The organism is Pseudarthrobacter sp. DSP2-3-2b1 (assembly GCF_049895945.1).
Taxonomy (GTDB): Bacteria; Actinomycetota; Actinomycetes; order Actinomycetales; family Micrococcaceae; genus Arthrobacter.
Map to the genome: position 1 here is coordinate 23,564 of NZ_JAFCTI010000006.1, position 24,823 is coordinate 48,386.

At 65.6% G+C, this 24,823-nt stretch carries 24 protein-coding genes and 1 pseudogene; 12 read left to right on the forward strand and 13 right to left on the reverse strand.

Annotation, left to right across the window (positions count from 1 at the left end; translation table 11 throughout):
• Window positions 1-10 precede the first annotated feature (10 nt).
• Both ACP7AX_RS09045 and ACP7AX_RS09050 read right to left on the reverse strand, forming a co-directional pair.
• Window positions 11-778 carry a GAF domain-containing protein gene (locus tag ACP7AX_RS09045; RefSeq protein WP_426226187.1) on the reverse strand — a complete coding sequence of 256 codons (768 nt, stop codon included), beginning with the start codon at window positions 776-778 and terminating at the stop codon, window positions 11-13.
• A gap of 104 nt (window positions 779-882) precedes the next feature.
• Window positions 883-1,206 carry a hypothetical protein gene (locus ACP7AX_RS09050; RefSeq protein WP_131683696.1) on the reverse strand — a complete coding sequence of 108 codons (324 nt, stop codon included), beginning with the start codon at window positions 1,204-1,206 and terminating at the stop codon, window positions 883-885.
• Window positions 1,207-1,381: 175 nt separating this feature from the next.
• Between ACP7AX_RS09050 and ACP7AX_RS09055 the strand changes: the two genes are divergently transcribed.
• From ACP7AX_RS09055 to ACP7AX_RS09065, 3 genes are all read left to right on the forward strand, one after another.
• Window positions 1,382-3,325: a DUF4118 domain-containing protein gene (locus ACP7AX_RS09055; RefSeq protein ID WP_426226188.1), complete on the forward strand. Its 1,944-nt coding sequence runs from the start codon at window positions 1,382-1,384 to the stop codon at window positions 3,323-3,325.
• A 20-nt stretch (window positions 3,326-3,345) separates the two neighbouring features.
• The gene (locus tag ACP7AX_RS09060; protein WP_426226189.1) at window positions 3,346-4,017 is read left to right on the forward strand and encodes a response regulator; all 672 of its coding nucleotides are present in this window, start codon (window positions 3,346-3,348) and stop codon (window positions 4,015-4,017) included.
• A gap of 240 nt (window positions 4,018-4,257) precedes the next feature.
• Window positions 4,258-5,736: a TrkH family potassium uptake protein gene (locus tag ACP7AX_RS09065; protein WP_426226190.1), complete on the forward strand. Its 1,479-nt coding sequence runs from the start codon at window positions 4,258-4,260 to the stop codon at window positions 5,734-5,736.
• Here ACP7AX_RS09065 and ACP7AX_RS09070 read toward each other — a convergent pair.
• Window positions 5,726-6,061 carry a hypothetical protein gene (locus ACP7AX_RS09070; protein WP_426226191.1) on the reverse strand — a complete coding sequence of 112 codons (336 nt, stop codon included), beginning with the start codon at window positions 6,059-6,061 and terminating at the stop codon, window positions 5,726-5,728. The genes ACP7AX_RS09065 and ACP7AX_RS09070 overlap by 11 nt on opposite strands.
• Window positions 6,062-6,409: 348 nt before the next feature.
• On the opposite strand from ACP7AX_RS09070, the gene ACP7AX_RS09075 reads away from it, so the two are divergent.
• The 3 genes and pseudogenes from ACP7AX_RS09075 to ACP7AX_RS09085 all read left to right on the forward strand — a co-directional run.
• Window positions 6,410-6,793, forward strand: coding sequence for a hypothetical protein (locus ACP7AX_RS09075; protein WP_426226192.1), 384 nt, complete (start codon window positions 6,410-6,412; stop codon window positions 6,791-6,793).
• A 95-nt stretch (window positions 6,794-6,888) separates the two neighbouring features.
• Window positions 6,889-8,106, forward strand: coding sequence for an MFS transporter (locus tag ACP7AX_RS09080; protein ID WP_426226193.1), 1,218 nt, complete (start codon window positions 6,889-6,891; stop codon window positions 8,104-8,106).
• A 52-nt stretch (window positions 8,107-8,158) separates the two neighbouring features.
• Window positions 8,159-8,290: pseudogene (locus ACP7AX_RS09085) on the forward strand (zinc-ribbon domain-containing protein); the annotation flags it as partial.
• Window positions 8,291-8,407: 117 nt separating this feature from the next.
• Here the strand turns inward: ACP7AX_RS09085 and ACP7AX_RS09090 are convergent.
• From ACP7AX_RS09090 to ACP7AX_RS09115, 6 genes are all read right to left on the reverse strand, one after another.
• Complete coding sequence (locus ACP7AX_RS09090; protein ID WP_131683688.1) at window positions 8,408-8,767, reverse strand: ribbon-helix-helix protein, CopG family; 360 nt, start codon at window positions 8,765-8,767, stop codon at window positions 8,408-8,410.
• Window positions 8,764-9,042 carry a hypothetical protein gene (locus ACP7AX_RS09095; RefSeq protein WP_131683687.1) on the reverse strand — a complete coding sequence of 93 codons (279 nt, stop codon included), beginning with the start codon at window positions 9,040-9,042 and terminating at the stop codon, window positions 8,764-8,766. Before ACP7AX_RS09095 ends, ACP7AX_RS09090 begins: the two co-directional genes overlap by 4 nt.
• A 75-nt stretch (window positions 9,043-9,117) precedes the next feature.
• Window positions 9,118-10,545, reverse strand: coding sequence for a hypothetical protein (locus tag ACP7AX_RS09100; RefSeq protein ID WP_426226194.1), 1,428 nt, complete (start codon window positions 10,543-10,545; stop codon window positions 9,118-9,120).
• Window positions 10,546-10,579: 34 nt separating this feature from the next.
• Complete coding sequence (locus ACP7AX_RS09105; protein WP_426226195.1) at window positions 10,580-11,053, reverse strand: hypothetical protein; 474 nt, start codon at window positions 11,051-11,053, stop codon at window positions 10,580-10,582.
• Between the two features lie 126 nt (window positions 11,054-11,179).
• Window positions 11,180-12,298, reverse strand: a complete 1,119-nt coding sequence (locus ACP7AX_RS09110; RefSeq protein ID WP_426226196.1) for a flavin-containing monooxygenase — start codon at window positions 12,296-12,298, stop codon at window positions 11,180-11,182.
• Window positions 12,299-12,330: 32 nt separating this feature from the next.
• Entirely contained in the window at window positions 12,331-12,957 is a 627-nt protein-coding gene (locus ACP7AX_RS09115; protein ID WP_426226197.1) for a carboxymuconolactone decarboxylase family protein, read from the reverse strand.
• Between the two features lie 137 nt (window positions 12,958-13,094).
• Here ACP7AX_RS09115 and ACP7AX_RS09120 point away from each other — a divergent pair, with 137 nt between their 5' ends.
• Window positions 13,095-14,591 carry an APC family permease gene (locus tag ACP7AX_RS09120; protein ID WP_426226198.1) on the forward strand — a complete coding sequence of 499 codons (1,497 nt, stop codon included), beginning with the start codon at window positions 13,095-13,097 and terminating at the stop codon, window positions 14,589-14,591.
• A 41-nt stretch (window positions 14,592-14,632) separates the two neighbouring features.
• Here the strand turns inward: ACP7AX_RS09120 and ACP7AX_RS09125 are convergent, their stop codons facing one another.
• Window positions 14,633-15,541, reverse strand: a complete 909-nt coding sequence (locus ACP7AX_RS09125) for a phosphatase PAP2 family protein (RefSeq protein ID WP_426226199.1) — start codon at window positions 15,539-15,541, stop codon at window positions 14,633-14,635.
• Window positions 15,542-15,834: 293 nt separating this feature from the next.
• On the opposite strand from ACP7AX_RS09125, the gene ACP7AX_RS09130 reads away from it, so the two are divergent.
• Window positions 15,835-16,821 carry a patatin-like phospholipase family protein gene (locus ACP7AX_RS09130; RefSeq protein ID WP_426226200.1) on the forward strand — a complete coding sequence of 329 codons (987 nt, stop codon included), beginning with the start codon at window positions 15,835-15,837 and terminating at the stop codon, window positions 16,819-16,821.
• A gap of 49 nt (window positions 16,822-16,870) precedes the next feature.
• Here ACP7AX_RS09130 and ACP7AX_RS09135 read toward each other — a convergent pair whose 3' ends face one another.
• From ACP7AX_RS09135 to ACP7AX_RS09145, 3 genes are all read right to left on the reverse strand, one after another.
• On the reverse strand, window positions 16,871-17,626 hold the full coding sequence (locus ACP7AX_RS09135; protein ID WP_426226201.1) for a ZIP family metal transporter: 756 nt from the start codon (window positions 17,624-17,626) through the stop codon (window positions 16,871-16,873).
• A gap of 163 nt (window positions 17,627-17,789) precedes the next feature.
• Window positions 17,790-18,299 (reverse strand): SRPBCC family protein, encoded by a 510-nt coding sequence (locus ACP7AX_RS09140; protein WP_426226202.1) that lies wholly within the window; start codon window positions 18,297-18,299, stop codon window positions 17,790-17,792.
• A gap of 16 nt (window positions 18,300-18,315) precedes the next feature.
• Window positions 18,316-18,651, reverse strand: coding sequence for an ArsR/SmtB family transcription factor (locus ACP7AX_RS09145; RefSeq protein WP_426226203.1), 336 nt, complete (start codon window positions 18,649-18,651; stop codon window positions 18,316-18,318).
• A gap of 91 nt (window positions 18,652-18,742) precedes the next feature.
• Between ACP7AX_RS09145 and ACP7AX_RS09150 the strand changes: the two genes are divergently transcribed.
• The 4 genes from ACP7AX_RS09150 (at window position 18,743) to ACP7AX_RS09165 (ending at window position 24,781) form a co-directional block, all read left to right on the forward strand.
• A complete protein-coding gene (locus ACP7AX_RS09150; protein WP_426226204.1) occupies window positions 18,743-19,756 on the forward strand; it encodes an ATP-binding cassette domain-containing protein in 1,014 nt (337 codons plus the stop codon).
• Window positions 19,749-21,380 (forward strand): ABC transporter permease, encoded by a 1,632-nt coding sequence (locus tag ACP7AX_RS09155; protein ID WP_426226205.1) that lies wholly within the window; start codon window positions 19,749-19,751, stop codon window positions 21,378-21,380. The genes ACP7AX_RS09150 and ACP7AX_RS09155 overlap by 8 nt, the downstream gene beginning before the upstream one ends.
• Window positions 21,381-21,477: 97 nt before the next feature.
• Window positions 21,478-22,506 carry an o-succinylbenzoate synthase gene (locus tag ACP7AX_RS09160; protein WP_426226206.1) on the forward strand — a complete coding sequence of 343 codons (1,029 nt, stop codon included), beginning with the start codon at window positions 21,478-21,480 and terminating at the stop codon, window positions 22,504-22,506.
• A gap of 196 nt (window positions 22,507-22,702) precedes the next feature.
• Window positions 22,703-24,781, forward strand: a complete 2,079-nt coding sequence (locus ACP7AX_RS09165; protein WP_426226207.1) for a PhoX family protein — start codon at window positions 22,703-22,705, stop codon at window positions 24,779-24,781.
• Window positions 24,782-24,823: the final 42 nt, after the last annotated feature.

Consider the following 24,823-nt stretch of genomic DNA (forward strand, 5'->3'; position numbering starts at 1 on the left):
ACTTCGAAGTTTATGCCGGGTCAGGGTCCCGCAGGGAGGCCTCACCAGCGCCCGTGACGATTTCCGCAATGACGCTGACCAGTGGCTTTCCGCTGGCCCGGGACAGCAGCAGCAACTCCTCGAGGGCGCGGTCCGGGCTGAGGCCGTATTGCTGCATCAGGATCCCCTGGGCGCGGGCGGCATCGTCCCGGCTGCGCAGGGCATCCCCCAGGGCCTCCGTCAGGCGGTGCGGAGCCTCGGAGCCCTGGATATTGTCCAGCAGTGTTGATGCGGCTGCCGCGAATTTCTCCAAAGTCCGGGCAACAGAGTCGTCGAACGCTGCGGGCTGGGGTGAGTAGATCTTGAGCGTCCCAAGGCACCTGGTTCCGACCACCAGCGGCGAACTGACCACTGACCGGATAGACAGGCCGCTGACGATCCGGGACCACAGAGGCCATCTGTCATCGGTGCCGGCATCCCGGACCAGCACCGTGCGCTGTGTGGACCACGCTGTCAGGCACGGGCCTTGGCGGAGTTCAAACTGTACGGTGTCAGCGTTCAGTACCGCGTAACCGGTGGTGCCAACGCTGGTCCACCCGCCGTCGTCGGTGCCGCCCTGTCCGTCCAGAACTCGCTCATCCAGGAGCGATACGCCGGCGCCTGACCCGGGCGGGAGAACGTCACGGATTCCCGAGGTCAGTTGCCCTACTGCGCCGTGGGCCTTCTCCTGGGTCAGAAGCAGGCCCTTGATGCGGGCAACAGTGAAGGTTAGTTCATTCAGTGGGAGGGGCTGTGGCATTGGAGCAGACCTTCGGCAACAGAACACTGAGTGTCCTGGCTGGGGCCCGCTGCTTAGGCCGAAAGCGGAAAATGCTGCCGCTACGTGACTAGCATACCCACAACTCAGGCGGCGATGAGAGCCGGCCCGGTGACGGCAGGGACGCGCGGGGCCAGGACACTGACGTTGCACGGCTTCTGCTGCGGGTCGATTTTCGCGGGAAGGTGATGGGTGCGGGAGCAGGCCTGCAACTGCTCCAGTGCTTCGTCGTCCACCCAGGCGTTGCTGATGTCCAACTCCAGGTCCAGACCCTGCTTCAATGAGTTGGCACGTTTGACCACAACATAGAGGGCCTGAACGCTGTGGACGGTGATGTGGCCCTTGGCGATAACCTGGGCACGGGCGTGGTCGAGATCCACACGGACAAGAATGTTCAGCTTAGAGTTCAAGAGGTAAAGCCTTCCCCGGCATCGGCTGCGACGCTGCAGCCCTTGCTTTGTGGCCCGTTTGCATAAGCCTCGTCAAGACTAAGCACCTCCTGTGACGTACGCAACGTTACTGACGGGTACATTACGGGTAAGCCCATTCCCGCCGTCCGCGCCGTAACAAGTGAACAATGGAGTCATGTCACCAGAGAGCAGCGCCACCTCCGGCGAACGGATCGTCGTCGGAATCAGCGGGCATGCCGGGGACGAGGCGCTGATCCGCCGGGCCGCCCGCATGCTGTCCGCCGCCGGCGGGGAGCTCCACGTGGTCCACGTCCGCACCACCGCCGCCCGGGCTGTGCCCTCCTCCAAGGAACTCGACCGGCTGCGCGCGGTGACACTCGGCGTCGGCGGCATCTTCCACGCCATCGGCGGGGAGGAGATCCCGACGGCGTTGCTCCAGTTCGCGCGCGGCGTCAACGCCGGCGTGCTCGTCCTGGGGACGTCCCGGCTGTCCGGGGGTCTGCCGCGCTGGGCTGGGCGGGTCGGAACGGTGGCCAACGTTGTCCGGAACGCGGGCACCCTGGAAGTCCACCTGATTGCGCAGGAATCAGGGCCGGCGGAACGCCCCAGACGCCGTCCCAGCCTGGGCCGCCACCGGCAGCTCCCCGCCTTCGTCCTCGCCGTGGCGCTGCCGCCGGGGCTGCAGTTCCTCCTGGAGCGGCTGCCGCACGATCAGCTGTCCACCGACATGCTGGTCCAGCTGACCGGCGTAGTGGCCGTGGCACTGCTCGGCGGGCTCTGGCCTGCGCTGGTGGCTGCGGTCCTGGCGGGGCTGACGGTTAACTACTTCAGCGTGCGGCCCATCGGTTCGTTCACCGTGATCGATCCCGAACACGTCCTGGCCCTGCTGATCTTCGTGCTCGTGGCGGTGGCTGTCTCCCTGGTGGTGGACAGATCGGCCAGGCTCAGCAAGGAAGCTCACCGGGCCGGCGCCGAAGCCGCCGTGCTGGGTGAACTGAGCCGCCGGGCCGTTGCCGAAGGGAACAGCATTCCCGCGTTCCTGGACCAGGTCCGCGAACATTTCCAGGTGGACGGGGCGGGCCTTTGGGTCCGGGAACCGGCGGGGGAGCGCGCCCGGCCCGGCTCCCGCGGCGCTGGCGGCGCGGGTGGCTGGATGCTGCGCGAATACTCCGGCGTGAAACGGCCGACGGCGCCTCCGGGCACCCAGCCGGGCGCCGCCGTCGAGCATTTGGATGCGGACCGGCAGCTGACGCTGACCGGGCGGGATTTCTCCCAGGATGAGCGGCGGCTGCTGGCAGCGTTCGGTGCCCACCTGCTGGCCATGCTCCAGCGCGAGGAGCTCTCGGCCAGCCAGCGCGAAAACCTGCGCCTGGCTGAGGGAAACAAGATGCGGACCTCCATCCTGCGGGCTGTTTCGCACGATCTCCGAACTCCGCTGGCCGGCATCAAACTGGCCGCGAGCAGCCTGCGCGACCGCACCATCAGCCTGAGTCCGGACGAACAGCAGGAACTGCTCGCCACCATCGAAAACGGGGCCGACCGCCTGGACCGCCTGGTCAGCAACCTCCTGGACATGTCCCGGCTTACCGCCGACGCCGTCTCGCCGCTGGTCCGCCCGGTCCACTGGGCCGACGCCGTGGAGGAGGCCCTGCGCGGCATGGACTCGGAACGGCTCCGGGTGCTCCTGCCGGACAACATGCCGGCGGTCGATGCGGACCCGGGCATGCTGGAACGGGTCATCGCAAACCTGGTGGAGAACGCCCTGAAGTATGCGCCGGACTCGGACGTGGTGATCTCCGGATCCGTGGGCGGTGCCGGCAGTGCAACAATCGGGGACGTGCCGGCCAGCGAACTCACCGTGGTGGATCACGGCGTGGGCATCCCGGCGGGGGAGGTCCTGGCGATGTTCCGGCCCTTCCAGCGCGCGGACGATACCAACGCCGGCACGGGCATCGGGCTGGGGCTGGCCGTGGCGAAAGGTTTCACCGAAGCAATGGGCGGAGTCCTGCTGGCCGAACCCACACCGGGCGGCGGACTGACCATGGTGGTGCGCCTCCCGCTGTCCACGGGCGTGGCGCCTGCACCGCGCCCCGAACTGCGCACCGAACCGCGTTCCTGAACCGGGCATGAGAGGACTTGATGGCCGCCGTACTGATCGTTGACGACGAAGTCCCCATCCTCCGCGCCCTCCAGATCAACCTGAACGCCCGCGGGTACTCAACCCTGACGGCCTTCACCGGGCAGGGTGCACTGGATCAGGCAGCCGCGCACCGGACCGACGTGGTCATTCTTGACCTCGGCCTGCCGGACCTGGACGGGGTGGAGGTCATCCGCCGGCTGCGGCGCTGGAGCGATGTGCCCATCGTGGTCCTGTCCGCCCGGCACGGTTCCGAAGACAAAATCCTGGCCCTGGACGCCGGCGCGGACGATTACGTGACCAAACCGTTCGGCATGGACGAACTCCTGGCCCGGCTGCGCGCTGCCCTGCGCCGTGGGACATCCGGCGACCTTCCCGTGGTGGAAACCGAGCACTTCACCGTGGACCTGGCGGCCCAGCGGGTCACCAGGGCCGGCGAGCCTGTCCGGCTTACGCCCACGGAATGGAAGATCCTGGAACTGCTGGCCCGGAACCGCGGCGCCCTGGTCACGCACGACGACCTGCTCAACCAGGTGTGGGGGCCGGCCTACGCCGGGGAGACCAACTACCTGCGGGTCTACCTGGCGCAGCTGCGGCGGAAGCTGGAGAAAGACCCCGCCAACCCGCGCTACCTCCTGACCGAACAAGGGCTGGGCTACCGCTTCCAGGAGTGAAGCCGCGCACTGTGGTGGGCGCCGCCGTCGGGCGTTAAAAAAGGACGCCATGCAAGGCGTTAAGAAAGCATTAAGATCCCCGGAATCACGGGGTTTTGGGCGTTAGGCCGGTGCTACGCTCCGTTGGTTATAGGCGGCATCCTGCTCTCCGAACCGGGCATGCCGGCCGCCTCCGGCAGCAACGAAAGACACGTCCTTGACGGCTCCAGCCCACTACGCAATCCCCGCCATCCACGCCGGATGAGCATCATGAAGGACAGGGCGGCGGGCGGGAAAAGGTCCCCGGCTGCGCAGCGCAACTTCATCGACGGCAAGCCGGTCAACGGCAAGGCCATCAACAGGGCCGGCAACAGTGCCCGCAACAGCAGGGCCGGCAAGGAGGAGAACTTCGTCCGGCGGGCCCTGTCACACCCGGTCCGTTCCCTTCCCCTTGCTTTCCTCGCGGTGATCCTGGTGGGCGCCGGGCTGCTGATGCTCCCCATCTCGCGCATGGATCAGGGCTCCGAACTCCTGATGCCGGCGCTGTTCACCTCGGTCTCGGCCGTCTGTGTCACGGGGCTGATCACCGTGGACACGGCCACGTTCTGGACCCCGTTCGGCCAGGCCGTCATCCTGGGGCTCATCCAGGCCGGCGGGTTCGGCATTATGACCCTGGCCACGCTGCTGGCGCTGCTGGTCCGCAAGAGCATCGGGCTGCGCGGCCAGCTGGTGGCTCAGTCCGAGACACACACACTGAACCTCGGGGATGTCCGGGCGGTGCTGGTGCGGGTTGCCAAGATCATGCTCGGCTTTGAGGCCGTCACTGCAGTCCTCCTGACCGGCCGGTTCTGGCTGGCCTACGATGCAAACCCGGCCACCGCACTCTGGCATGGGAGCTTCCACGCCATCTCGGCCTTTAACAACGCAGGGTTCTCGCTTTTCAGCGACAACCTGATCGGCCTGGCATCCGACCCCTGGATCATCACCCCCATATGCCTGGCCATCATCGCCGGCGGGCTGGGCTTCCCGGTGATCATCCAGCTGCTGCGCGGGGAGAAGTCCAAGAGCTGGACCATCCACCTGCGGCTGACCATCTACGGCACACTGCTGCTGCTGGCTGCGGGGATCGCGCTGTTTGTTGCTTTTGAATGGAACAGGCCCGAGACGCTGGGGAACCTGTCCCTGACCGGCAAAATCATGGGGTCTGTGGCCGGCGGCGTTTTCCCGCGCACTGCGGGGTTCAACAGCATCGACTACGGTGTGGCGTCGCCTGAGACGCTGATGGCCACGAACATCCTCATGTTCATCGGCGGCGGCAGCGCCGGAACAGCCGGCGGCATCAAAATCACCACGTTCCTGGTGCTGGGCTTCGCCATCTGGAACGAAGTCCGCGGGCGTGATGAGGTGACCATCGCGCACCGCTCAATCAGTGCTTCGTCCCAACGGCAGGCGCTGTCAGTGGCGCTCCTGGGCGTGGCCGCCGTCGTCGTCGGGACCATGCTGCTGCTGATGCTCACCGATTACAGCCTCGAGAAGGTGCTGTTCGAATCGATCTCCGCGTTCGCCACGGTAGGCCTGAGCACAGGGATCACCTACCACCTGCCTGCATCGGCCGAGTGGGTCCTGATGGTACTGATGTTCACTGGCCGCATCGGGACGGTGACGGTGGCTTCGGCGCTGGCGCTGTCCGCCCACCCCCGCCTGTACCGGCTGCCCGAGGAACGGCCTATTATCGGCTGAGCCCGCCGGTCAGTTCCGCCGCCGGGGCGAAAGCCCAGCGATCGGTCTCCGGTTCAAAGGCCACCACCACTGATGCTTCGGCCGCGCTGGCCTCGTCCAATGCGAGCAGCAGGGCATCCTCAAGATGCCGCGCGAACTCCAGCCGCTCGGCCAGCGAACCAGGCAGGCGGGCGTCGTCAATCACCACGTGCGCTTTGCCGTCCACAATGACCTTCAGCGAGTACCCCTGGTCCTCATGAAGCGACCCGCGGGTGGAAGTAATTTCCGTGACTTTATCCGCCCGGATCAGACTGTTGTGGATAGTCCGAATCCACACCTCACCCATGGAACCTCCCTCTGGTTTGATGAGGGCGCAGCTGCAGTGCCCCTCAAGGCAAACGGTAGTCCTCCTGCGGCTTCTTGTGACCCCCTGAATTTGCTTCTATTTGCTGACTTTCAAAAAAGCTAAGATAACATAGCAAATATGAAATCAACGGTGCCGCTGCTTGCGCCCCTGCTGAGGTCCAATCTCCAGGGCGACGTGTTGGCTGCGCTCCTGTTGAGGCCTGACGTTGAATGGAACATCACAACCTTGGCGGATCGGGTAAGTACGAACCTCCCCTCAGTCCTGCGCGAAATCAATCGGTTGGTACAAGGTGGAATTGTCCGTGAGCGCAAGCTGGGCCGAAATCGAATGATCTCTGCAAACACGGACCACCCCTTGTTTAGCCCCCTCGTGCAGATGCTGGAATACTCCTACGGTCCACCCGTGATCCTTCCCGAAGTTCTATCTGGGGTGCCGGGCATCGAACAGGCCTATGTCTACGGTTCGTGGACCGCGCGCCATGAGGGCATCGACGGAAACGATCCGGCGGACATCGACGTGCTGATTGTGGGAAAGCCGGGCAGGCTCGCCGTAGCGGATGCGGCGGAGGCCGCGAGCCGCAGGCTTGGCCGAGAAGTCAACATCCGGACTGTCTCCGCAGAGGCGTGGCAGGATGACAACGAATACTTCATCAGAAGCATCAAAGAACGGCCCATGCTCGAACTCGATCTTGAACGGCGGAGCGAATCATGACGCCGTCGGAAGCCGGTGGCGGGCCCCGAAGAGGATGTCGATCCCACTCCGCGTGATCAACTGGGGAATTGGGCGGGGGCCATAGGATAAATCTGATGACTTCGCCAGGATCCCCGCAGCCTTTCAACTTCCGAAGCATCGCCGTACCCGCATTCGGGCCTGCACTGCTGTTCTGCATCGGCGAGGGCGCAGTGCTTCCCGTGGTGGTCCTGTCCGCCCGCGACCTCGGGGCCTCGGTGGCTGTCTCCGCGTTGATCGTGACCCTGATCGGGCTTGGCTCCTGGTTCTTCAACCTTCCGGCATCGCTGATCACGCTGAAGTTCGGCGAACGCTGGTCCATTGTGGGCGCCGCCGCCACCGGAGCCCTGGCGCTCGCGGCCGCCGCGATGTCCTCCTTGATCCCCAATGGACTGTGGCTGCTCGCGGTGGCGATGGTCGTCGTCGGGATGGCCGCGAGCGTCTTCAGCCTCGCGCGTCAGAAGTACCTCACCGAGGCCGTGCCCATCCAGTTCCGGGCGCGGGCGCTCTCTACCCTGGGCGGCGTGAGCAGGATCGGGGTTTTTGTGGGCCCGTTCATCGGTGCCGGCGTGATGCAGTTCGCCGGGATCGCCGGGGCGTACTGGGTGGGCGTGGTTGGTATGGCTGCGGCCGCCGCCCTGGCCGTCACTATCCCTGATCTGGTGGTCCCGCCAGCGCCCGACGGCGGCCACAAGGGTCCGGAGCCGACGCTGCGGAATGTGGCGGTTTCGCACGGCGGCGTGTTCCTGACGCTGGGTGTGGGGATCCTGCTGCTCAGCGCGCTGCGCGCGTCCCGGCAGGTGGTGATCCCGCTGTGGGCGGACCACCTGGGGATGGACGCGGCCCAAGCATCGGTGATCTACGGGCTGTCCGGGGCGATCGACATGCTGGTGTTCTACCCGGCCGGCAAGGTGATGGACCGGCGCGGGAGGCTGTTCGTGGCCATCCCGTCCACGGTGATCATGGGGATTGCGATGTTCCTGATTCCGCTGACCGCCTCCTTTTCGGGGCTGCTGCTGGCGTCGCTGCTGATCGGCTTCGGCAACGGCATCAGCTCCGGGCTGATCATGACGCTCGGCGCCGACTTCTCGCCCGACCGTGGCCGGGGCCAGTTCCTGGGGCTGTGGCGGTTCATCGCCGACGCAGGCTCCACCGGCGGGCCCGTCCTGCTCTCCGGGGTGACGGCCCTCGCAACCCTGGGTGCGGGGGTCTCAGCCACCGGCGTCCTGGGGTTCGCCGCGGCGGGTGTGTTCGCCGTCGTCCTTCCGCGGCTGAAGCACCGGCGGAATTACTAAGCATACTTTCGATTAAGCGGTATCCTCGAAGGGTCCCTTGGAAAGGAACCTCATGCTTTTGATTTTTGGCCTTAAGACCGTGGTCCGCGCCCTGCCCGGGCGGGCAGCTACCTGCCAGAACTGCGGCCAGTTCGTGCAGCACTACCTGGACGAGCACGCCCGGAAGTTCACGCTCTTCTTTATTCCGCTCTTCACAACGTCCCGGTCCTACCAGATCACGTGCTCGAACTGCCGCCGGGGTCTCGTCGCTCAGCGAGCGGGAGCGGAAGGCGCTGGTGGGGTAGGGGCCTTAGGTTCTCAGCTAGGAAGCCTTGGCGAGGTATTGCGCCAGGGCGTCACGGATGATGGCCGATGGGTTCCGGTGTTCCTGTTCCGCACGTTCCACGAGTTGGGCATCCATGTCCGCAGGCAGTCGCAGCGAGCGGGACGGTGATGTTCCCTTGGAGCTTAGTGAGGGTTTGCCGACGGCACGCCTGACCGCTTCGGGTGACCCGAGTGCGGCCTCAAGGAGAGAACGGCCGGCCTCTGGCTCTGCGGATTTGGTGATTCGAGCGTCCGGTCCGATGTCCGCTGTTTCAGCCCAGGCGGCCAGTTGGTCGTAGTGGGCCTCCTGTGCAGCGTCGAACTCCTTGCTGCCGTTGCGCTTCTTTGTTTCGTTCACTTTTCTGTCTCCCTTTCCGCGATGTCCAGGATCTTCCTACGTGCTTCCATGACGTGAAAAATCAGGAGGTCGTTTGGCGGGGTGATGACCGCCATGACTTCTAAAATTCGGAGTCCGTCCCTGGCCGGGCCGATAAACAAATCCGGCCTCATACCCGGTTCGACCCGAGGTTCGTCGAACTGTTCGACATGATAGATCTGATGGAGGATGGCGTTCAATGCATCTTCCCGGTCGACGCCGTGTTTGGATGCGCTTGCCGTCCACCTGATCCCCATGGCTTATTGTCCTACAATATTGCCTTCTATTGCAAGACATTATTGCCGATTCCAGCCTGCTGAAAGACCCGCGTGCTAAACGACGTCGAAGATCAGGTGGACAGCGGGCAGGCCGTCGCTGGCCGCTGTGAGCTCGCAGCCTGCTTGCTTCCCGTTGTGTGAAAGATTGGCGAAGCCGGCAACACCGTTTGCTGCCGTCTGGGTGGCGGGAGCGCCGTTGACCTTGCACTTCTGCGTCCCGGTGGACGTGAGGCTGACAATGGCACTGCCCTGGGTTTGATTGTCGAATGCATCCAGAATGGCAACGGTCGTGCTGAAGGGCAGGTTCTTGTCCACGAGCACGGGGGCGATTACGAGCGTCAGTTTGCTCGGCGCTGCCGGGGTGATCTGGACGGGAACAACCAGGTCGGCGCCGATTCCCTTCACCGTGAACGGCCTCGATCCGGACTGGGTGTTGCCGTAATAGAACGACGCCCTGGCGGAGCCGTTGGCAAAGGTCACCGACGCGGCGTCTGCTCCGGCGGGGGTTGTTGCGAAGTAATCGGTCTCGGGAGTTGTTGAGGTAAGCGTCACGATGTTGGGGCCGGCCGTGGCGGGATTCCCGAAGCTGTCGCGGCGCTCCAGGGTGATGGTTCCGATGGAGGCGGATGCCGCGGCGACGCCGGTCACTGAAGCGGGCGACGTAACCACCAATTGGGCAGCCGCTCCAGCGGTGACGCTGAACCTCGTACTGACTGCGCCGGAGTAGCCGGTGCTGGACGCCGTAATTGTGTAGTCCGCGCCGGCCTTTTCAATGACAGAGCCACTGAAGCTGGCAACGCCGTAAAGGTTCGTCGTGGCGGTAAGTTCGCCGCTGAGGGTTCCGCCGGCCGGATTGGCGCCCAGGCTCAGCCGCACCTCGACACCAGGCGTCCAGAGGGGAACCGCGGGGAGGCCACCCACACTGGGGACCTGCAGCTGGACTCGCAGTCCGGCAATGCGGGCGCCTGCTGTCACCGTGGCGGGCGGCTGGGACAGAAAAGCGAGCTCACGCAGGCTTAGGACTGTGACACTGTTGCTCGCCGGGCTGGTGGCGCTCCAGGATTGGTGGGCAGCAGTCACCACGTAAGTGTGTGCGCCTACCGGGACAGACGTATCCGTGCACGCCGTGGTGGCGACGGGTGTGGCGGGGCTGGAGCCGCACGCGAACGCGGCGGTGCTGCCGGTGATGCGGGTGACGTAATAGCCCGTCGGCATCACAGCCCCGGCGGAAGCGGTCCAGCTGACTGAGACAGTTGAGGCGACTGCTTGGGCGGAAACATTGGCGGGCGGGATCAGTGTGGCGACCCTCGCCGTCGTGCTTCCGCTGCCTGACGCCGGCCAGTACGCGAGGGCGCCACCCGAACCCAGAAACACGCAAACGGCGAAGGCGATCGCGGCCAACGCTCCACGGCGCAGACGGCGGCCAAGCACCAGCCCCCGCCGAGGCCCGGGGGGACCTTGACGGGGGCTGGTGCGGAACATGGGACCTTCCGGGTGGAACCTAAGGCAGGGAACGTCAGTTGGCTGTGAAGTGCAGTGGAACCTCGACGCCCTTGCAGTCGTTCTGGTTCACTCCCACGCGGTTGATCATCTTGAGGGTGACGGTGCCGGTGAGGCTCTCGTTGGCGGACAGCTCAGTGGGGACAACTGTTGTGGAGACCTCGAAGTCATCCTTGGTGCAGGTACCAACGGCCCAATCTAAGCCGTCAGACTTGAGGATGGTTGCAACTACGGTGCTGACCTTCTGGACACCGGTGCCGGGGTTGGTGACCGTGAAAGTTGCGTTCTGCGCCTGGCCGCCGGGGGAGAGGACGCTGCCGGCCAATGCTCCGACGCTGATGGTGATGGGAGCGGAATCCGCTGTTGACTGCATTGTTTTGTCAGCAGTCGCTGTGCTCGTCCAGTATGCGAAAGCTGCGCCGCCGCCGATGGCCAGCATCGCGGCGGTGGTGATGATGATGCGCTTTTTACGTCCGGCTGTCTTGCCCATGTGAGACCCCTAAGAATGTGTGCGGTAATCCGCTGGATGGGAGCCCCCAGGCTCCGTTAGGAATCACTATTCTTGGGCCGGATCAAAATACACCGGGGTAATTCATCAAGGTTTCCGCAGAGTCTGTCAAGCATTTGTTCGGGCCAGCGAATTGCCGGCGAGCAGCTTCTCCACCACGTACTCCGCGTCCCGGCCTACCCCGCCCACGGTCCCGGATGCGAGGGCGTACTGGAACGGCATGCCCACAAAGTAGAGGCCGGGAATTTCCTCCACCACGCCGCGGGTGTTGACTGGCCAGCCCAGCTCATCAACAGGCAGGCCTTCAATCCAGCCGTAGTCTGGCCGGTAGCCTGTTGCCCAAATGACGGTCCCGAGGTTGCCGGGCACGGCACCCGGGCTGGCTGTCCCGCCGTCGGAAGTCCCGACGTCGAATACTGGCTTGCCGTCCACCGCCCCGCTGACACGGGGGAGCCGGATCACGCCCGCCCGCTCGACGTCCTTGATGGAGATGCGGAAGAGAGGCGCGCCGCGGCTATGGAAGTCTGCGGCGACCTTCCGTCCGGATTTGGTGTCGAGCGTGAGCACCGAGTTGATCAGGCGCCAGAAGATGGGCCCCGCCCAGCGAAACGCGGCATCCGGAATATGGGGGGTGGGCCTGCCTGCGAGGTAGATCTTCCCGGAGGGGTGCTCGTGGGCCAGTTCCAGCGCGATCTCCGCACCCGAGCACCCGGCGCCCACCACCAGCACGTCCCCGGCAGGCAGACCCGCCGGGCCTCGGTAATCCAGGGAGTGGAGCTGCTGGATCTTGTAGTCCAGGTCCAGCGCAACCTCGGGAACATAGGGAGTAGAAGTGGCGCCGGGACTGGCCACCACGGCCCGGGCGAGGATGGTGCCGCTGCTCGTCTGGACCTCGAAGAGGCCTCCGTTCCGGCGCACTGCGAGGACCTGGACGCCCGTCTGCACAGGCAGCCGGAAATGCTTCGCATAGCTTTCCAGATAGTCGGCGAACTCGTCCTTGCCCGGATAGCTGCCGCCGGGGGAGGGGAATTTCAGCCCGGGCAGGCTGCTGTACCGGGCCGGAGTGTAAAGGCGCAAGGACGGCCAGCGCCGCCGCCAGCCGCTGCCCACACGATCATTGGTCTCCAGGATGGTGAAATCGAGGCCGGCCCGCTGCAGGAAATAGCCGGTGGCCAGGCCCGATTGCCCCGCACCGACCACCACAACGTCCAGTGTTTGTGCTTCCATAGGTGGCTCCTCAGCCGGGACGCGGGACGCGGCTACGTGGGGTGGCGGGAAGCCAGCGGGGACAGCAACGCCTCCTGCAGCTCCGGGCTCAGGGCCGGCGGCACGTCGAGGTCCACGGCCAGTGCCAGGACTGCGCGGCTCAGGTAGTTGCGCGCCGCCGCGGCCACCGTGATGTCCACAATCTCGCGGTCCGTGAAGCCATGGCCGCGGAGAACCAGGGTGTCGGCGTCCGTCATGGCGGCGGCATCCCGGCTGAGTTTCTCGGCGTACTCCATCATGGCCACTTCAGCGTCCGTCAGCCCTGCGTTCCGGTAATCCCGCGCCACGGCATTGACCTCGGCTTCCGTGAACACCGCCAGCGCTTTGGCCCCGTGGGCGAGCAGGCAATGCGTCGAGCCAACCCCCTGCGCGGCAGCAAGGGTTACGAGCTCATAGCGGCGCAGATCCATGGAGGTCTTAAGGGCGCCGAGCAGGGCATCGAACGCCTTGGAGACTTCGGGATTAATGGCCATGGCCTTCGTCTGCGGGGTGACGTAACCGAGTGTGTTGAGATCGTCGTCGTAAAGTGCCGCCGTCAGCCCCGTGGCTTCCGATTCGGGCGTGGTCTTCAGGATCATGGTTACCCCCTGGGCGTCTTCGGCAGGGTTGTGATCTGACAATTTTGGGCCCTCTGTACAAGTCCCCGCAAGGGAGAATTGGGGCGGGTTGTCCACATAGCGGGGCCCAACTTGTTGCCAAAGTGACGCGCAAGGATCACCCTGAAGGAGTCGCATCGTTTCGACTGTGGAGGCCAGGCATGAGCACCGCTTCAGATCAAGTGTTCGACGTTACTCCCGAAGGTGAAAAACACGAGCTGAAGCGGGTCATGGGTCCCAAGCTCCTGCTCCTGTTCATTGTGGGGGACATCCTGGGCGCCGGCGTCTACGCAGTCACCGGGACCATGGCAGGCACGGTGGGAGGCATCGTCTGGCTGCCGTTCCTTCTCGCCTTCGTGGTGGCCACGCTGACAGCCTTTTCCTACCTCGAACTCGTCACCCAGTACCCCCAGGCAGCGGGCGCTGCGCTCTACACCCACAAGGCTTTCGGGATCCATTTCGTCACGTTCCTGGTGGCCTTTGCCGTGGTCTGTTCAGGCATTACCAGCGCCTCCACCTCGGCGAACGTGCTGGCCCAGAACTTCTTTGGCGGCCTGAACATCAACGGGTGGATGGCCGTGCCGGACCAGCCCGTGATCACCGCGGTGGCCATGGGATTCATGCTCCTGCTGGCTGTGATCAACCTGCGCGGCGTGGGCGAGAGCGTGAAGTTCAACGTGATCCTGACCATCGTTGAAATGACCGCGCTGTGCATCGTGATCGGCGTGGGCTTCTATGTCATGGCGCAGGGCACCGGGAACCCGGGGGAAATCTTCGTCTTCAACGACTACCAGGACAAAGGCCTGTTCCTGGCCGTGACAGCAGCCACCTCCATCGCGTTCTTCGCCATGGTGGGCTTCGAGGACTCCGTGAACATGGTGGAGGAGACCCAGAACCCTGAGAAGATCTTTCCGCGGACCATGCTGACCGGCCTGGGCATCGCGGTGATCCTCTACATGCTGGTGGCCGTCTCCGTGGTCAGCGTCCTTTCACCCACCGAGCTCGAAAACATCAGGGAGGCCGAAGGTGCAGCCCTCCTCGAAGTGGTGCACAAGGGCTCCCCGGACTTCCCCATCGACAGGATCTTCCCGTTCCTTGCCGTCTTCGCCGTCGCCAACACCGCCCTGATCAACATGCTGATGGCGAGCCGCCTGATCTACGGCATGGCCCGCCAGAACGTCCTGCCGCGGCCGCTCGGGAAGGTGCTCCCCACGCGCCGCACCCCGTGGGCCGGCATCCTGTTCTCCACCGTCCTGGCTCTGGGCCTGATCTGGTACGTCACCAGCGACCCCAAGAGCAACGTGGTGGCCAACCTGTCCGGCACCACGGCGTTCCTGCTGCTCCTCGTGTTCACCGTTGTGAACATCACCTGCGTGGTCCTGCGCCGCAAGCGGGACCCCAACCGGAAGGTTTTCTTCACCTCGCCCGGGCAGTTGCCGCTGGTGGCCGCGCTGCTGTGTGCGTTCCTCGCCGGACCATGGGTGGGCCGCAACATCATCCAGTACCAGATCGCCGGGGGACTCATGGCGATCGGTGTGGTGCTCTGGTTCATCACCTACCTGATCAATAAGCGGACTAACACCCCTGAAGGTGAGCCGGTGGGCGTCCAGAACGTGGGCAAGGACGACGGGGTTCCGCCGGCTCCCCACAGCCACTGAGGCCAGCAGGCACGGCGCCGGGGACGCGCGGTGCGGTGAGCTCAGCGCCTTGGCGTGTCCCGCCGTCGTGCGGCGTATGCAAACAGTGACGTGGTGGCCACGGTGGCCAGATACCCGGCGATCACAATAAGTGAGATCCCGGCCCAAAAGTAGTTGGTGGTGCTGCCCTCCTGGGCGGGCCCGGGCGCGATCTTGGCCAGCGAATACACGGCCACCGCGGCCGATGCCAGCCCGATCACCACTGGCAGCGTGAGCCAGATCTTGGCCGACCCGACGTGGTTGCCGAAGCCGTCCCATACGTTCCAGGCCCCGCCCGAACGGATTATGAGCCAGCCCGCGGGGATCATGAAGGCGCCCACCAGCAAGAAGGCGGCCACGACGTCGGCCGGGCGGTGCCACTGGTTGATCAGCGTGGACACGCCGGACGCGATCGCGAAGGTGCCGCCCACAAAGCCTGCCATCGGACGCCACCGCGGTGAGGACATCAGGAAGACTGCAGCCGCAGCGGACGCCGCCAGGGTGGTGTGCCCGGAGGGCAGCGAGTTCAGCTCCAGGGTCACCACACCCTTGTCCGGGCGGGCCGGGAGGATTTCCTTCAGGATCTGCGTGGCAATGTTGGCACCGACGCACGCCGCCACCGCGATTGCCGCCGCGGTCCAGCGCTGGCGGATCACCGTGACGAACAGAACCACGACGGCGGCCACCACCAGGGAGATGGTGGGCAGCCAGTCGAGGAACTCGGTGGCTGCCTTGCCCGCCGGCCCGTGGATGTCCACGGCTTCAACCAGCGCGGACTCGTCGATGAACTGGCCCGTGGTGGTCTGCACGAAGTAGTAATACGTGGCCATCAGTCCCACGATGCAGGCCAGCGTGGCGAAGGCGAACATAAAGCCGGAGCCCGGGGCGGGGCGCAGCTGTGTCCGGGCCGGGGCCTGCCGTGAAAAGGTCATCGGTTAAGGGTGTCACAGAAACCTGTGACCAGCCTTCACGTGACTGGGGGTCCTGCCGCGTCGGTGGGACGGTGGACGGCGCGGCCCAAACCGGTGGACGGCGGCCGGCATTCTGCCGATTGCGCACCCGTCGTTGGTGTGCGATTATGCCCTTAATCGTGACCCATCGGCAGCAGGAGGTGCGACCCATGTATGCAGTATCAGCAACGGGTGCTCCCCTGCAGCCTGCGATCACGCGGGTGAAGTAGTCGCGGCCGGGAGGGCCCCCGGGTCATACGCGAAAGGCTACTTCCATGAGCACAACCCCTTCTTCATCTCTTCATTTCACCTCGATGTGGGGCTCAGACCGGCCAAAGTCAGGCCAGGATCAGCCACAGGTCGACGCCGCGAAGCACGTCGACGCCGCGAGTGAGCGAGCATTGGTCCTAGGTGGCGGAGGATCGACGGGCAACGCCTGGCTGATCGGCGTCGTCGCCGGCCTGTTCGATGCCGGGCTGGATGTGACAGAGGCTGATCTGGTCATCGGAACGTCGGCTGGAGCGACAGCCGCGGCCCAGTTCGCTGGCTCGACCCCGGCCCAGTTGCTTGCCGACATTCGTGGCGATGCACCTCAGCAGCGTTCCGGTCCGGGCGAGAGTGGCCGCGCTCCTGTCAGGCCAGCGGCGGATCATATGGAGAGAACGGGAAAAATTATCGCCGTCGCTGAGGATGCAGCTGACATGCGCCGCAGGATAGGGGCGGCGGCACTTGAGATGGATGCTTCGTTGGACGGCTCTGAGCACACGCGGTGGCGGGCGATCGTCGCGGCCCGGTTGTCCAGTCAGCGCTGGCCGCAACGAGCGCTGCTCGTCACGGCGGTCGATGCGCGTACCGGTGAACCGATCGTGTTCCACCGCGCCAGCGGGGTGGACCTGGTGGACGCCGTCGCCGCCAGTTGCGCTAGTGGCTTCGCCTACAGGATCGGCGACGAGCGGTATATTGATGGCGGCTACCGACTCAATGAGAATGCCGATCTGGCGATCGGATACGGCCGAGTGCTGGTGCTGTCGCCATTCGGCGGAAGAACACGGACCCCGCCGAAGTGGGGCATGCATCTTGCAGCCCAGCTCGAAGAACTCCGCGCACGTGGAAGCAGAGTAGAAACGATCTTTCCGGATAGCAATTCCGAGCACATGTTCGGCGCCAATGCCATGGATCTATCGCTGCGTCCGGCGGCTGCTCGGGCTGGTTACAACCAAGGCACTGCCCTTAGTGCGCAACTGACCGAATTCTGGCGCTGACGTTCTCGAACTGGCAGGGCCATGGCGTATTCGCTGGGTCAGGGCATTGCTAACCACCTACGTGGTGAATGGTGAACGCCGTGAGGAATCCAACGGCTGCGGTGAAACCTGTCAGATTATGATGCTCTTCGAATGCTTCCGGGATCATTGTGTCGGCGAGCATGGCCAAGATACCGCCCGCGGCAACGGCGGTAATAAAGGCGACGAGACCGGGCGAGGCATTCTCCAGCGCGGTGTAGCCCAGCAGTGAAGCGATTCCGCAGAGAAGGGCGATTGCCGACCAAATTCCGAAGACGTACTTCGGCCCCCGACCCGCCCTCTTCATGCCGGCTGTACTGGACAGCCCTTCGGGGACGTTGGAGATGAACACGGCAGCCAACATTGCCGGGCTGACAGTCCCAGCGGCGACAAGACCCAGGCCGAGGACAACAGACTCAGGAATGCCGTCGATCAAAGCGCCCACAGCGATAGCAGTCCCGCTCCCCGGCGCGTCCTTTTCCGAGGGCTGTTTCTCCCCCGACCGCTTCCGGTGTTTCGCTCCTGCACGGGCGAGTAGGATGTTCGAGCCGACAAATAGTAACGCCCCGGCCAGGAATCCTATGACGGTCGGCAGTAATCCGCCCCCTTCAACGGCTTCATCGACCAGCTCGAAAGCCAATGCTGATATCAGGACCCCAGCGCCAAAAGCCATCACGGTAGCAACGATTTTCGGGGGGACCTTCCACATCCAGGCGATCCCGGATCCAAGGACAAGCGCACAGCCAGCCACGGTGCCCCAGATCAGTGCCTGCATCCACATTGGCATTTCTTGTCCTCCGGTCCACCTGCTGGGATACCAGCGCTGCACTATAGCTATCCCAGCGGAGAATACCAGTGCATCCACGCCGAGCCAGGGAAGACGGTCAGCACAAATGTGCTGCTTGGGCGTCAAACAACGCTGAAGAACTCGCGCCAAAGAGCGCTGAACGTCACAACGTGAGCGACGCGGCCAGCTCCTCGATGAGTTCGAACTGCTCGCGCACGCCGCCTTCCATGCCGGATTGCGCAATCATGTCCCGGACTTCCTTGCTTCCCGCATCGGTGCGGATCCGGACAGTGGTGGCGCCGCCGTCGGCCTCGTCAAAGGTGACCGTGTTGATCACGGCACCCTCCTCGCTGTCCGTTGCCGCACCCGGCGTCTCCATGACCTCGGTGTGGACGATCCGCTCATTCGGGACAATTTCCCGGTAGGTGCCGTGGAACGCCACCTCGAATTCGCCGTGGGCCACCATGACATACCGCCATGCGCCGCCCACCCGGACGTCCATGTCCGCCACCGTCATCTCCCCGCGCCGGCCGGGCCACCACTTCCGGACGAGCTCGGGCGTGGTCCAGGCGCGGTACACCAGGTGCCGGGGCGCGTTGACCGTCCGGGTGATCAGGATTTCCTGGTCGCTGGGGAAGGTGACGTCCATGGTGCCGCTGCTGGTCTGTGCCATTGTCCTGCTCCTTCTCTTAGTTTTCCTCTTCCTTGAGGTCTGCCAGCACGTCCTCCAGGAGCTCGAAGCGTTCCTCCCAGAGGTGCTGGTAGCTGGCAACCCAGTCGTGGATGGGTTTCAGGGCCTCCGGGTTCAGCCGGTAGAGCCGCTGCCGCCCTTCATCACGGACGTCCACCGCGCCCACTTCACGGAGCACCCGCAGGTGCCGCGAGACGTGCGGCTGGGCCAGGCCGAGGAGCTCCACCAGTTCGTTGACGGGGCGCTCGCCCTGCGTGAGGGCGTCCAGGATTTCCCGGCGGCGCGGCTCGGCCACCGCGTTGAATGCATCTGCCGTTGTTGCTGCCCGTGCCATGCTGAAATTGTATACCCATATGGATATGTGTTGGAAGAGTGGGGGGACTTTACGATCTTCCCAAAATCATGAATCTGAGTATGTTCGGACTATGGACACCATCATCCAGACCGCTGACCTGCACAAACACTTCGGCCGGGTGCGGGCGCTGGACGGACTTGACTTCGAGGTCCGGCGCGGCGAGATCCACGGGTTCCTTGGCCCCAACGGCGCCGGCAAATCCACCACGCTCCGCGTCCTGCTGGGCCTGGCCAGGGCAACGTCAGGCACGGCCACAGTCCTGGGCATGGACCCCTGGACGCAGTCCGTCGAACTGCACCGGCGCCTGGCCTACGTTCCCGGCGATGTCCGGCTCTGGCCCAACATTTCCGGCGGCGAAACGATTGACCTGCTCTCGCGCCTGCGGGGCGGGACGGCCGCCGCCGCCGCGTACCGGAAGCGCAAGGCCCGGCTCTGCGAGGCCCTCGATTTCGATCCCGGCAAGAAGGGCCGCGCGTACTCGAAAGGCAACCGGCAGAAGGTGGCGCTGATCGCCGCCCTTGCCACGGATGCCGAGCTCTACCTCCTCGACGAGCCCACATCCGGCCTCGACCCGCTCATGGAGGCGGTCTTCCGCCGGGAGGTGCTCGCCGCCGTCGAACGCGGTGCAACCGTGCTCCTCTCCAGCCACATCCTCTCCGAGGTGGAGGCCCTTTGCCACCGCGTGAGCATCATCCGGGCCGGCAAAGTGGTGGACGGCGGGACGCTTGAGTCGCTGCGGCACCTGACCCGCAGCGAGGTGTCCTTCGCGGCCGACGGCGTGGACATTAGTGCGCTGGGGGAGCTGGGCGCTGTCCATGACCTGACGTCCGACGGCGGCAGGGTCAGGTTTGGTGCCGATTCGGACCGGATCGCTGAGGTGCTTCCGGCTCTTGGTGCCTTGGGCGTGCAGGGCCTGATTATCACGCCGCCCTCGCTCGAGGAGCTGTTCCTGCGGCATTACGGCGACACGTCAGGACTTGCCCGCGGGGGCAGTGGTCGCGGGGAAGCCGTTGAGGGGGAGCGTGCTGAGGCCGCTGAACGCCACAGGCGGCGGCGTCTGCTCGGTGCGAGGGGCCGTGACTGACGTGCGCGAACTCCGGATCCTGTGGGGGCAGCGCCTCCGGCGGGACCGCTGGCAGCTGATCACCTGGGTGCTGGGCATCGGCGCCCTGACCCTGTTCGCGGCGTCCGCCATCGAGCAGACCTACGGCGAGGAATCGAGCCGCGCCGAAATCCTCCAGGTGGCCATCGCCACCCCTGCCATCCTGATGCTCCGCGGCCTGCCGCGCGATGCCAGCCAGGGCGGCTTTATGTTCTTCCTGATCTACGCTTTCCTGGCCCTGCTGGCCGGCCTGATGAGTACCTTCCTGGCCGTGCGGCACTCACGGGCCGATGAGGAAACCGGAAGTGCCGAGCTCATCGCCGCCACGCCTGCGGGCCGCCTGACCCCTGCCGTGGCAACCGTCCTGCACGGCATCAGCGCCAACGTCCTCGTGGCGCTCGCGGTGTTCGGCGGTTTCGCGGCGGCGGGGCTGGACCGCGAAGGTTCGCTGCTGGCGGGAGCCGCCACGGGCGCCGTCGGACTGGCATTCCTGGGCGTGGGGCTCCTTATTTCGCAACTGATGGGGACATCCCGCGGCGCCAACGGGTACGCGGCTTCGGCCGTTGTGCTCGCGTATCTCCTGCGGGGAATTGGCGATGCCGGCGGGACCCCGAGCGCGGATGGGCTGTCCATGACCGCCGGCGGGGCCAGCTGGTTCTCCCCGATCGGGTGGGGCCAGCAGACCTTCGCGTTCACCGGTGACCGGTGGTGGCCGCTGCTCCTGCCGCTGGGGCTCGCCGTGGTCAGCGGGGGAGCGGCGTGGCTCCTCCTCCAACGGCGGGACAGCGGCGCGAGCGTCTTTGGCGCGCTGCCCGGGCGCGCTTCCGCGCGGCGCGGACTCAGCAGCCCCACCGCCCTTGCCCTGCGGCTGCAAATCGGTTCGATCATGGGCTGGTGTATTGGCGGCCTGACAATGGGGATGCTGGCGGGCTCGCTGGGCAGCGCGATTGCCGCCGCGGATGCGCCCAGCGGCAACATCACGGCGACGCTGCGCGCCATGCTCGAAACGCAGGGCGTGTCGCTGACCCAGCTGATGATTTCGGCCATGTTCTCGATTGCGGGTGTTCTGGCGGCGGCCTGCGGACTGCAGGCAATCCTCCGGCTGCGCCAGGAAGAGGCCGGCGGCACGGCCGAACTCCTGCTCGCTGCACCCATCAGCCGGCTGCATTGGCTGGTCAGCTACGTGGTGCTGGGTGCTGCGTCGGTGGTGCTGGTGCTGTCCCTGACCGCCTTCGGTACCTGGGCGTCCCTGGCCGCTGCCGGCGATACCTCCATAGACGGGCAAATCGTGTGGGCGACCGCAGTGGCTCAGCTTCCCGCCGCCCTGATCTACCTCGCCGTCCCCGCCCTGGTGTTCGTCTTCTGGCCGGCCGCCACCATTGCCGGCGGCTGGGCACTCCTCGGGGCGGGCGTGGTGCTGGGCATCTTCGGCGGGCTGGTGGGACTGGACAAAAGCATCCGTGACCTCTCGCCGTTCACGCACACCCCGGTTCCCAGCGGTACGACGACGGACTGGAGCGGTGCGTGGTGGATGCTCGCCATCGCGGTTGTTGCCGGTGCCGTGGCCATGGTTGGCATGCGGCGGCGGGAAACGGGGACGGCATGAGGGCCTGGGCTCGGGGATGCGGAACAAGTGGATCTAGGTTGTCCACATAGCTCCTTTGTTCTGCATGGACCGCTTGGGCCGCCGGTACAGTGAAGCCATGCCCGCCAGCCCCGCTCATCCCGCCGTCCTTCCTCTTATCGAGGAGCTGGTGGCGTCCGCTTACGTGGTGAGCCTGCCCATGCGGGTGAAGTTCCGCGGCATCATGGCGCGCGAGTCGCTGCTGCTCCGCGGCCCCCTCGGGTGGGGCGAGTTCTGCCCTTTCCCGGAGTACGGCGATGCCGAGGCATCCCGTTGGCTCGCCTCCGCGCTGGAGGCCGGTTGGCAAGGCTTTCCCTCCCCTCTTCGGTCCGTGATTCCGGTCAACGCAACGGTGCCCGCCGTCCCCGCTGAGCGCGTGCCCGAAGTGCTGGCTCGCTTTGGGCGGGTGGACGCCGTCAAGGTCAAGGTGGCGGAACAGGGCCAGACCCTCGACGACGACGCCGCCCGCCTCGCCGCCGTCCGCTCAGCCCTGCCGGACGCCGCCATCCGCGTGGACGCCAACGGTGGCTGGGACGTGCCCACCGCCGTCGAGGCACTCACGCGGCTCGCCGCCGTCGGACTTGAATATGCCGAACAGCCCGTGCCAACCATTGATGGCTTGGCCGAGGTGCGCTCGCGGCTTCAGGCAGCGGGAACGCCCGTGCTGATCGCCGCGGACGAAAGTGTCCGCAAGGAATCCGATCCCCTGAAGGTGGCGCGGGCCGGCGCAGCCGATCTCATCGTGGTCAAGGTGGCGCCGCTCGGGGGAGTGCGGCGCGCCCTGGACATCGTGGCTCAGGCCGGACTCCCCGCCGTCGTCAGTTCCGCTCTGGACACTTCGGTTGGCATCCGCGCGGGCCTCGCCCTGGCGGCGGCCCTGCCCGAGTTGCCGTATGCGTGCGGGCTGGGAACGGTGTCGCTGTTCACCTCGGACATCACCCTGGACCCGCTCGTGGCTGACGACGGCGCCATCCGCCTCCGCGACGTCGCCGCCGATTCCGGGCTGCTGGAGCAATACGCGGCCCCCGCCGACCGCCGGGACTGGTGGCTTGACCGCCTCCGCCGCGTCCACACCCTCCTCACCCGCACCCCCACCCCCACCGCCTGAACCACCCCCACACGCTCTCGCACTCAACGCGGCTTCCGGGGCAACGCTCTCTCACTTAACGCGGCTTCCGGGGCAACGCTCTTGCATATCCCTGCAGGTCACCGGCGATTAACCGGGATTTCATCTTACTGATGGCTTGGCGTCGGGACGGCCTGACAGGGTGAGCGGGACCCAATCGCAACAATGGAGGCAACCCTTGTCTGAAACGACAGCCCGCAAATTCTCCCTGCTCCCCATGCTTGGCCACACCAAGGGCAAGCGCAGCCCCGTCACCTGTGCCCTGAAGTGCGACAACGCCTGCTCCGGTGACGTCTGCAACACCAGCTCCAACAGTTACTTCCGCGACATCGCATCCGCCACCATGTCCCGCCGCGCCGCCCTGGGCTTCGGCGCCGCCGGGGCGCTCGCCGTCGTGCTCGGCAGTGCCGTCACGTCCGCGGAACCGGCAGTCGCCGGCGGCCCCGGCCTGGCACCCACGGCGAAAGAGGGCTTCGGCGTTTCGAAGCTCAAGTTCACGCCCATCGCATCGGTGGACGCCGCCGTCGACGCCGTCACGGTTCCCAAGGGCTTCACCTGGCAGCCCGTGATCCGCTGGGGTGACCCGATCTTCAACGGCACGCCGGACTTCGACCTGCACAACCAGACGGCCGCGGCGCAGGAGAAGCAGTTCGGTTACAACAACGACTACGTGGACATCCTGGAGATCCCGGGCACCAAGGGCCGCCGTGCCGTGCTGTTCGCCAACCACGAATACACGAACGAGAACATCATGTTCCCGGCCACCATGCCTGCCGACCAGATGCGGGCCGTGGGCCAGGCTGCACACGGCCTCTCCGTCGTCGAGCTCGAGCGCCCCAACGCTGCCCGGCCGTGGAGCTACGTCAAGGGCGCGGACCTGAACCGCCGCTTCCTGAACCACACCGTTTACGAACTGACCGGCCCGGCCGCGGGTTCATCACTGGTCAAGACCGTCGAGGACCCGAAGGGCCGCTTCATCAAGGGCACCCTGGGCAACTGCGCCGGCGGTACCACACCCTGGGGAACCATCCTCTCCGGCGAGGAAAACTTCCAGGGCTACTTCGTCGGCAACGGCACGTCCGCGGGGGACAAGCGCTACGGCATCACCAACAAGGCCACCGCCAGGCAGTGGGAACTGGACGAGGACCGCTTCAACACCAACAAGGCCGGTTACGAGAACGAGGCCAACCGCTTCGGCTACATCGTCGAAGTTGACCCGTTCGATCCCACCTCCACCCCCAAGAAACACTCCTCGCTGGGCCGTTTCAAGCACGAGGGCGCCAACGTCATCATCGCCGAAAATGGGCACGTGGTTGCCTACTCGGGCGACGACGAGCGCTTCGACTACCTGTACAAGTTCGTGTCCAAGGACAAGTACATTGAAGGCAACCGCGCGCACAACATGACGCTGCTCTCCGCCGGCAACCTGTATGTCGCCAAGTTCACCGGCAGCTCACCGGCCGCCGAAATCACCGGCACGGGCGCGGTCCCGGCCGACGGCTCGTTCGACGGCACGGGCGAATGGCTTCCCCTGGTGGTTGACGGCGCATCTGCGGTGCCCGGCATGTCGATCGAAGAGGTCCTGGTCTACACCCGCCTCGCCGCGGACAAGGTTGGCCCCACCAAGATGGACCGCGCCGAGGACGTTGAGCCCAGCCTGCACACGGGCAAGGTCTACGTGGCCTGCACCAACAACTCCAACCGCGGTGTCGGCTCCAGCGAAGGTGCCACCGAGGTCAACCCGCGGAACCAGAACCGCGACGGCCACATTGTGGAAATCACGGAAACCGGCGGTCAGACCTCCACGAAGTTCACCTGGAACCTGCTCATGGTCTGCGGCGATCCGGCGCAGGGCGACGTCACCTACTTCTCCGGCTTCCCGGTGGATAAGGTCTCGCCCATCTCCTGCCCGGACAACCTCGCCTTCGACTCGGTGGGCAACCTCTGGATCTCCACCGACGGCGCCCCCGCCGGCATCGGCAAGGCCGACGGTCTGTTCAAGGTCACCCTTGACGGTGCCGAGCGCGGCAAAGTGGAGCAGTTCCTGGCGGTCCCGCGTGACGGCGAGACCTGCGGACCCATCATCCACGACAAAGAGCGCACCGTGTTCGTGGCCGTGCAGCACCCGGGCGAGGACGGCACGTTTGAGAAGCAGCTCTCCTTCTTCCCGGACTACGTTGCCGAAGGCACGACGCCGGCACGCGGCCAGGCACGCGCGCCCCGTCCGTCCGTGATCCAGGTGTTCCACGGCGGCTAAACCCGCCGCTGCCCCTGCAGACGCTCTATCACTTCCTGCAGG

Bases quoted from the DNA above. Each gene is read 5' to 3' on its own strand.
- ACP7AX_RS09045 (WP_426226187.1), bottom strand. From the start codon at position 778: ATGCCACAGCCCCTCCCACTGAATGAACTAACCTTCACTGTTGCCCGC.
- ACP7AX_RS09055 (WP_426226188.1), top strand. From the start codon at position 1,382: ATGTCACCAGAGAGCAGCGCCACCTCCGGCGAACGGATCGTCGTCGGA.
- ACP7AX_RS09060 (WP_426226189.1), top strand. From the start codon at position 3,346: ATGGCCGCCGTACTGATCGTTGACGACGAAGTCCCCATCCTCCGCGCC.
- ACP7AX_RS09065 (WP_426226190.1), top strand. From the start codon at position 4,258: ATGAGCATCATGAAGGACAGGGCGGCGGGCGGGAAAAGGTCCCCGGCT.
- ACP7AX_RS09070 (WP_426226191.1), bottom strand. From the start codon at position 6,061: ATGGGTGAGGTGTGGATTCGGACTATCCACAACAGTCTGATCCGGGCG.
- ACP7AX_RS09075 (WP_426226192.1), top strand. From the start codon at position 6,410: ATGATCTCTGCAAACACGGACCACCCCTTGTTTAGCCCCCTCGTGCAG.
- ACP7AX_RS09080 (WP_426226193.1), top strand. From the start codon at position 6,889: ATGACTTCGCCAGGATCCCCGCAGCCTTTCAACTTCCGAAGCATCGCC.
- ACP7AX_RS09095 (WP_131683687.1), bottom strand. From the start codon at position 9,042: ATGGGGATCAGGTGGACGGCAAGCGCATCCAAACACGGCGTCGACCGG.
- ACP7AX_RS09100 (WP_426226194.1), bottom strand. From the start codon at position 10,545: ATGTTCCGCACCAGCCCCCGTCAAGGTCCCCCCGGGCCTCGGCGGGGG.
- ACP7AX_RS09105 (WP_426226195.1), bottom strand. From the start codon at position 11,053: ATGGGCAAGACAGCCGGACGTAAAAAGCGCATCATCATCACCACCGCC.
- ACP7AX_RS09110 (WP_426226196.1), bottom strand. From the start codon at position 12,298: ATGGAAGCACAAACACTGGACGTTGTGGTGGTCGGTGCGGGGCAATCG.
- ACP7AX_RS09120 (WP_426226198.1), top strand. From the start codon at position 13,095: ATGAGCACCGCTTCAGATCAAGTGTTCGACGTTACTCCCGAAGGTGAA.
- ACP7AX_RS09125 (WP_426226199.1), bottom strand. From the start codon at position 15,541: ATGACCTTTTCACGGCAGGCCCCGGCCCGGACACAGCTGCGCCCCGCC.
- ACP7AX_RS09130 (WP_426226200.1), top strand. From the start codon at position 15,835: ATGAGCACAACCCCTTCTTCATCTCTTCATTTCACCTCGATGTGGGGC.
- ACP7AX_RS09135 (WP_426226201.1), bottom strand. From the start codon at position 17,626: ATGCCAATGTGGATGCAGGCACTGATCTGGGGCACCGTGGCTGGCTGT.
- ACP7AX_RS09140 (WP_426226202.1), bottom strand. From the start codon at position 18,299: ATGGCACAGACCAGCAGCGGCACCATGGACGTCACCTTCCCCAGCGAC.
- ACP7AX_RS09145 (WP_426226203.1), bottom strand. From the start codon at position 18,651: ATGGCACGGGCAGCAACAACGGCAGATGCATTCAACGCGGTGGCCGAG.
- ACP7AX_RS09150 (WP_426226204.1), top strand. From the start codon at position 18,743: ATGGACACCATCATCCAGACCGCTGACCTGCACAAACACTTCGGCCGG.
- ACP7AX_RS09160 (WP_426226206.1), top strand. From the start codon at position 21,478: ATGCCCGCCAGCCCCGCTCATCCCGCCGTCCTTCCTCTTATCGAGGAG.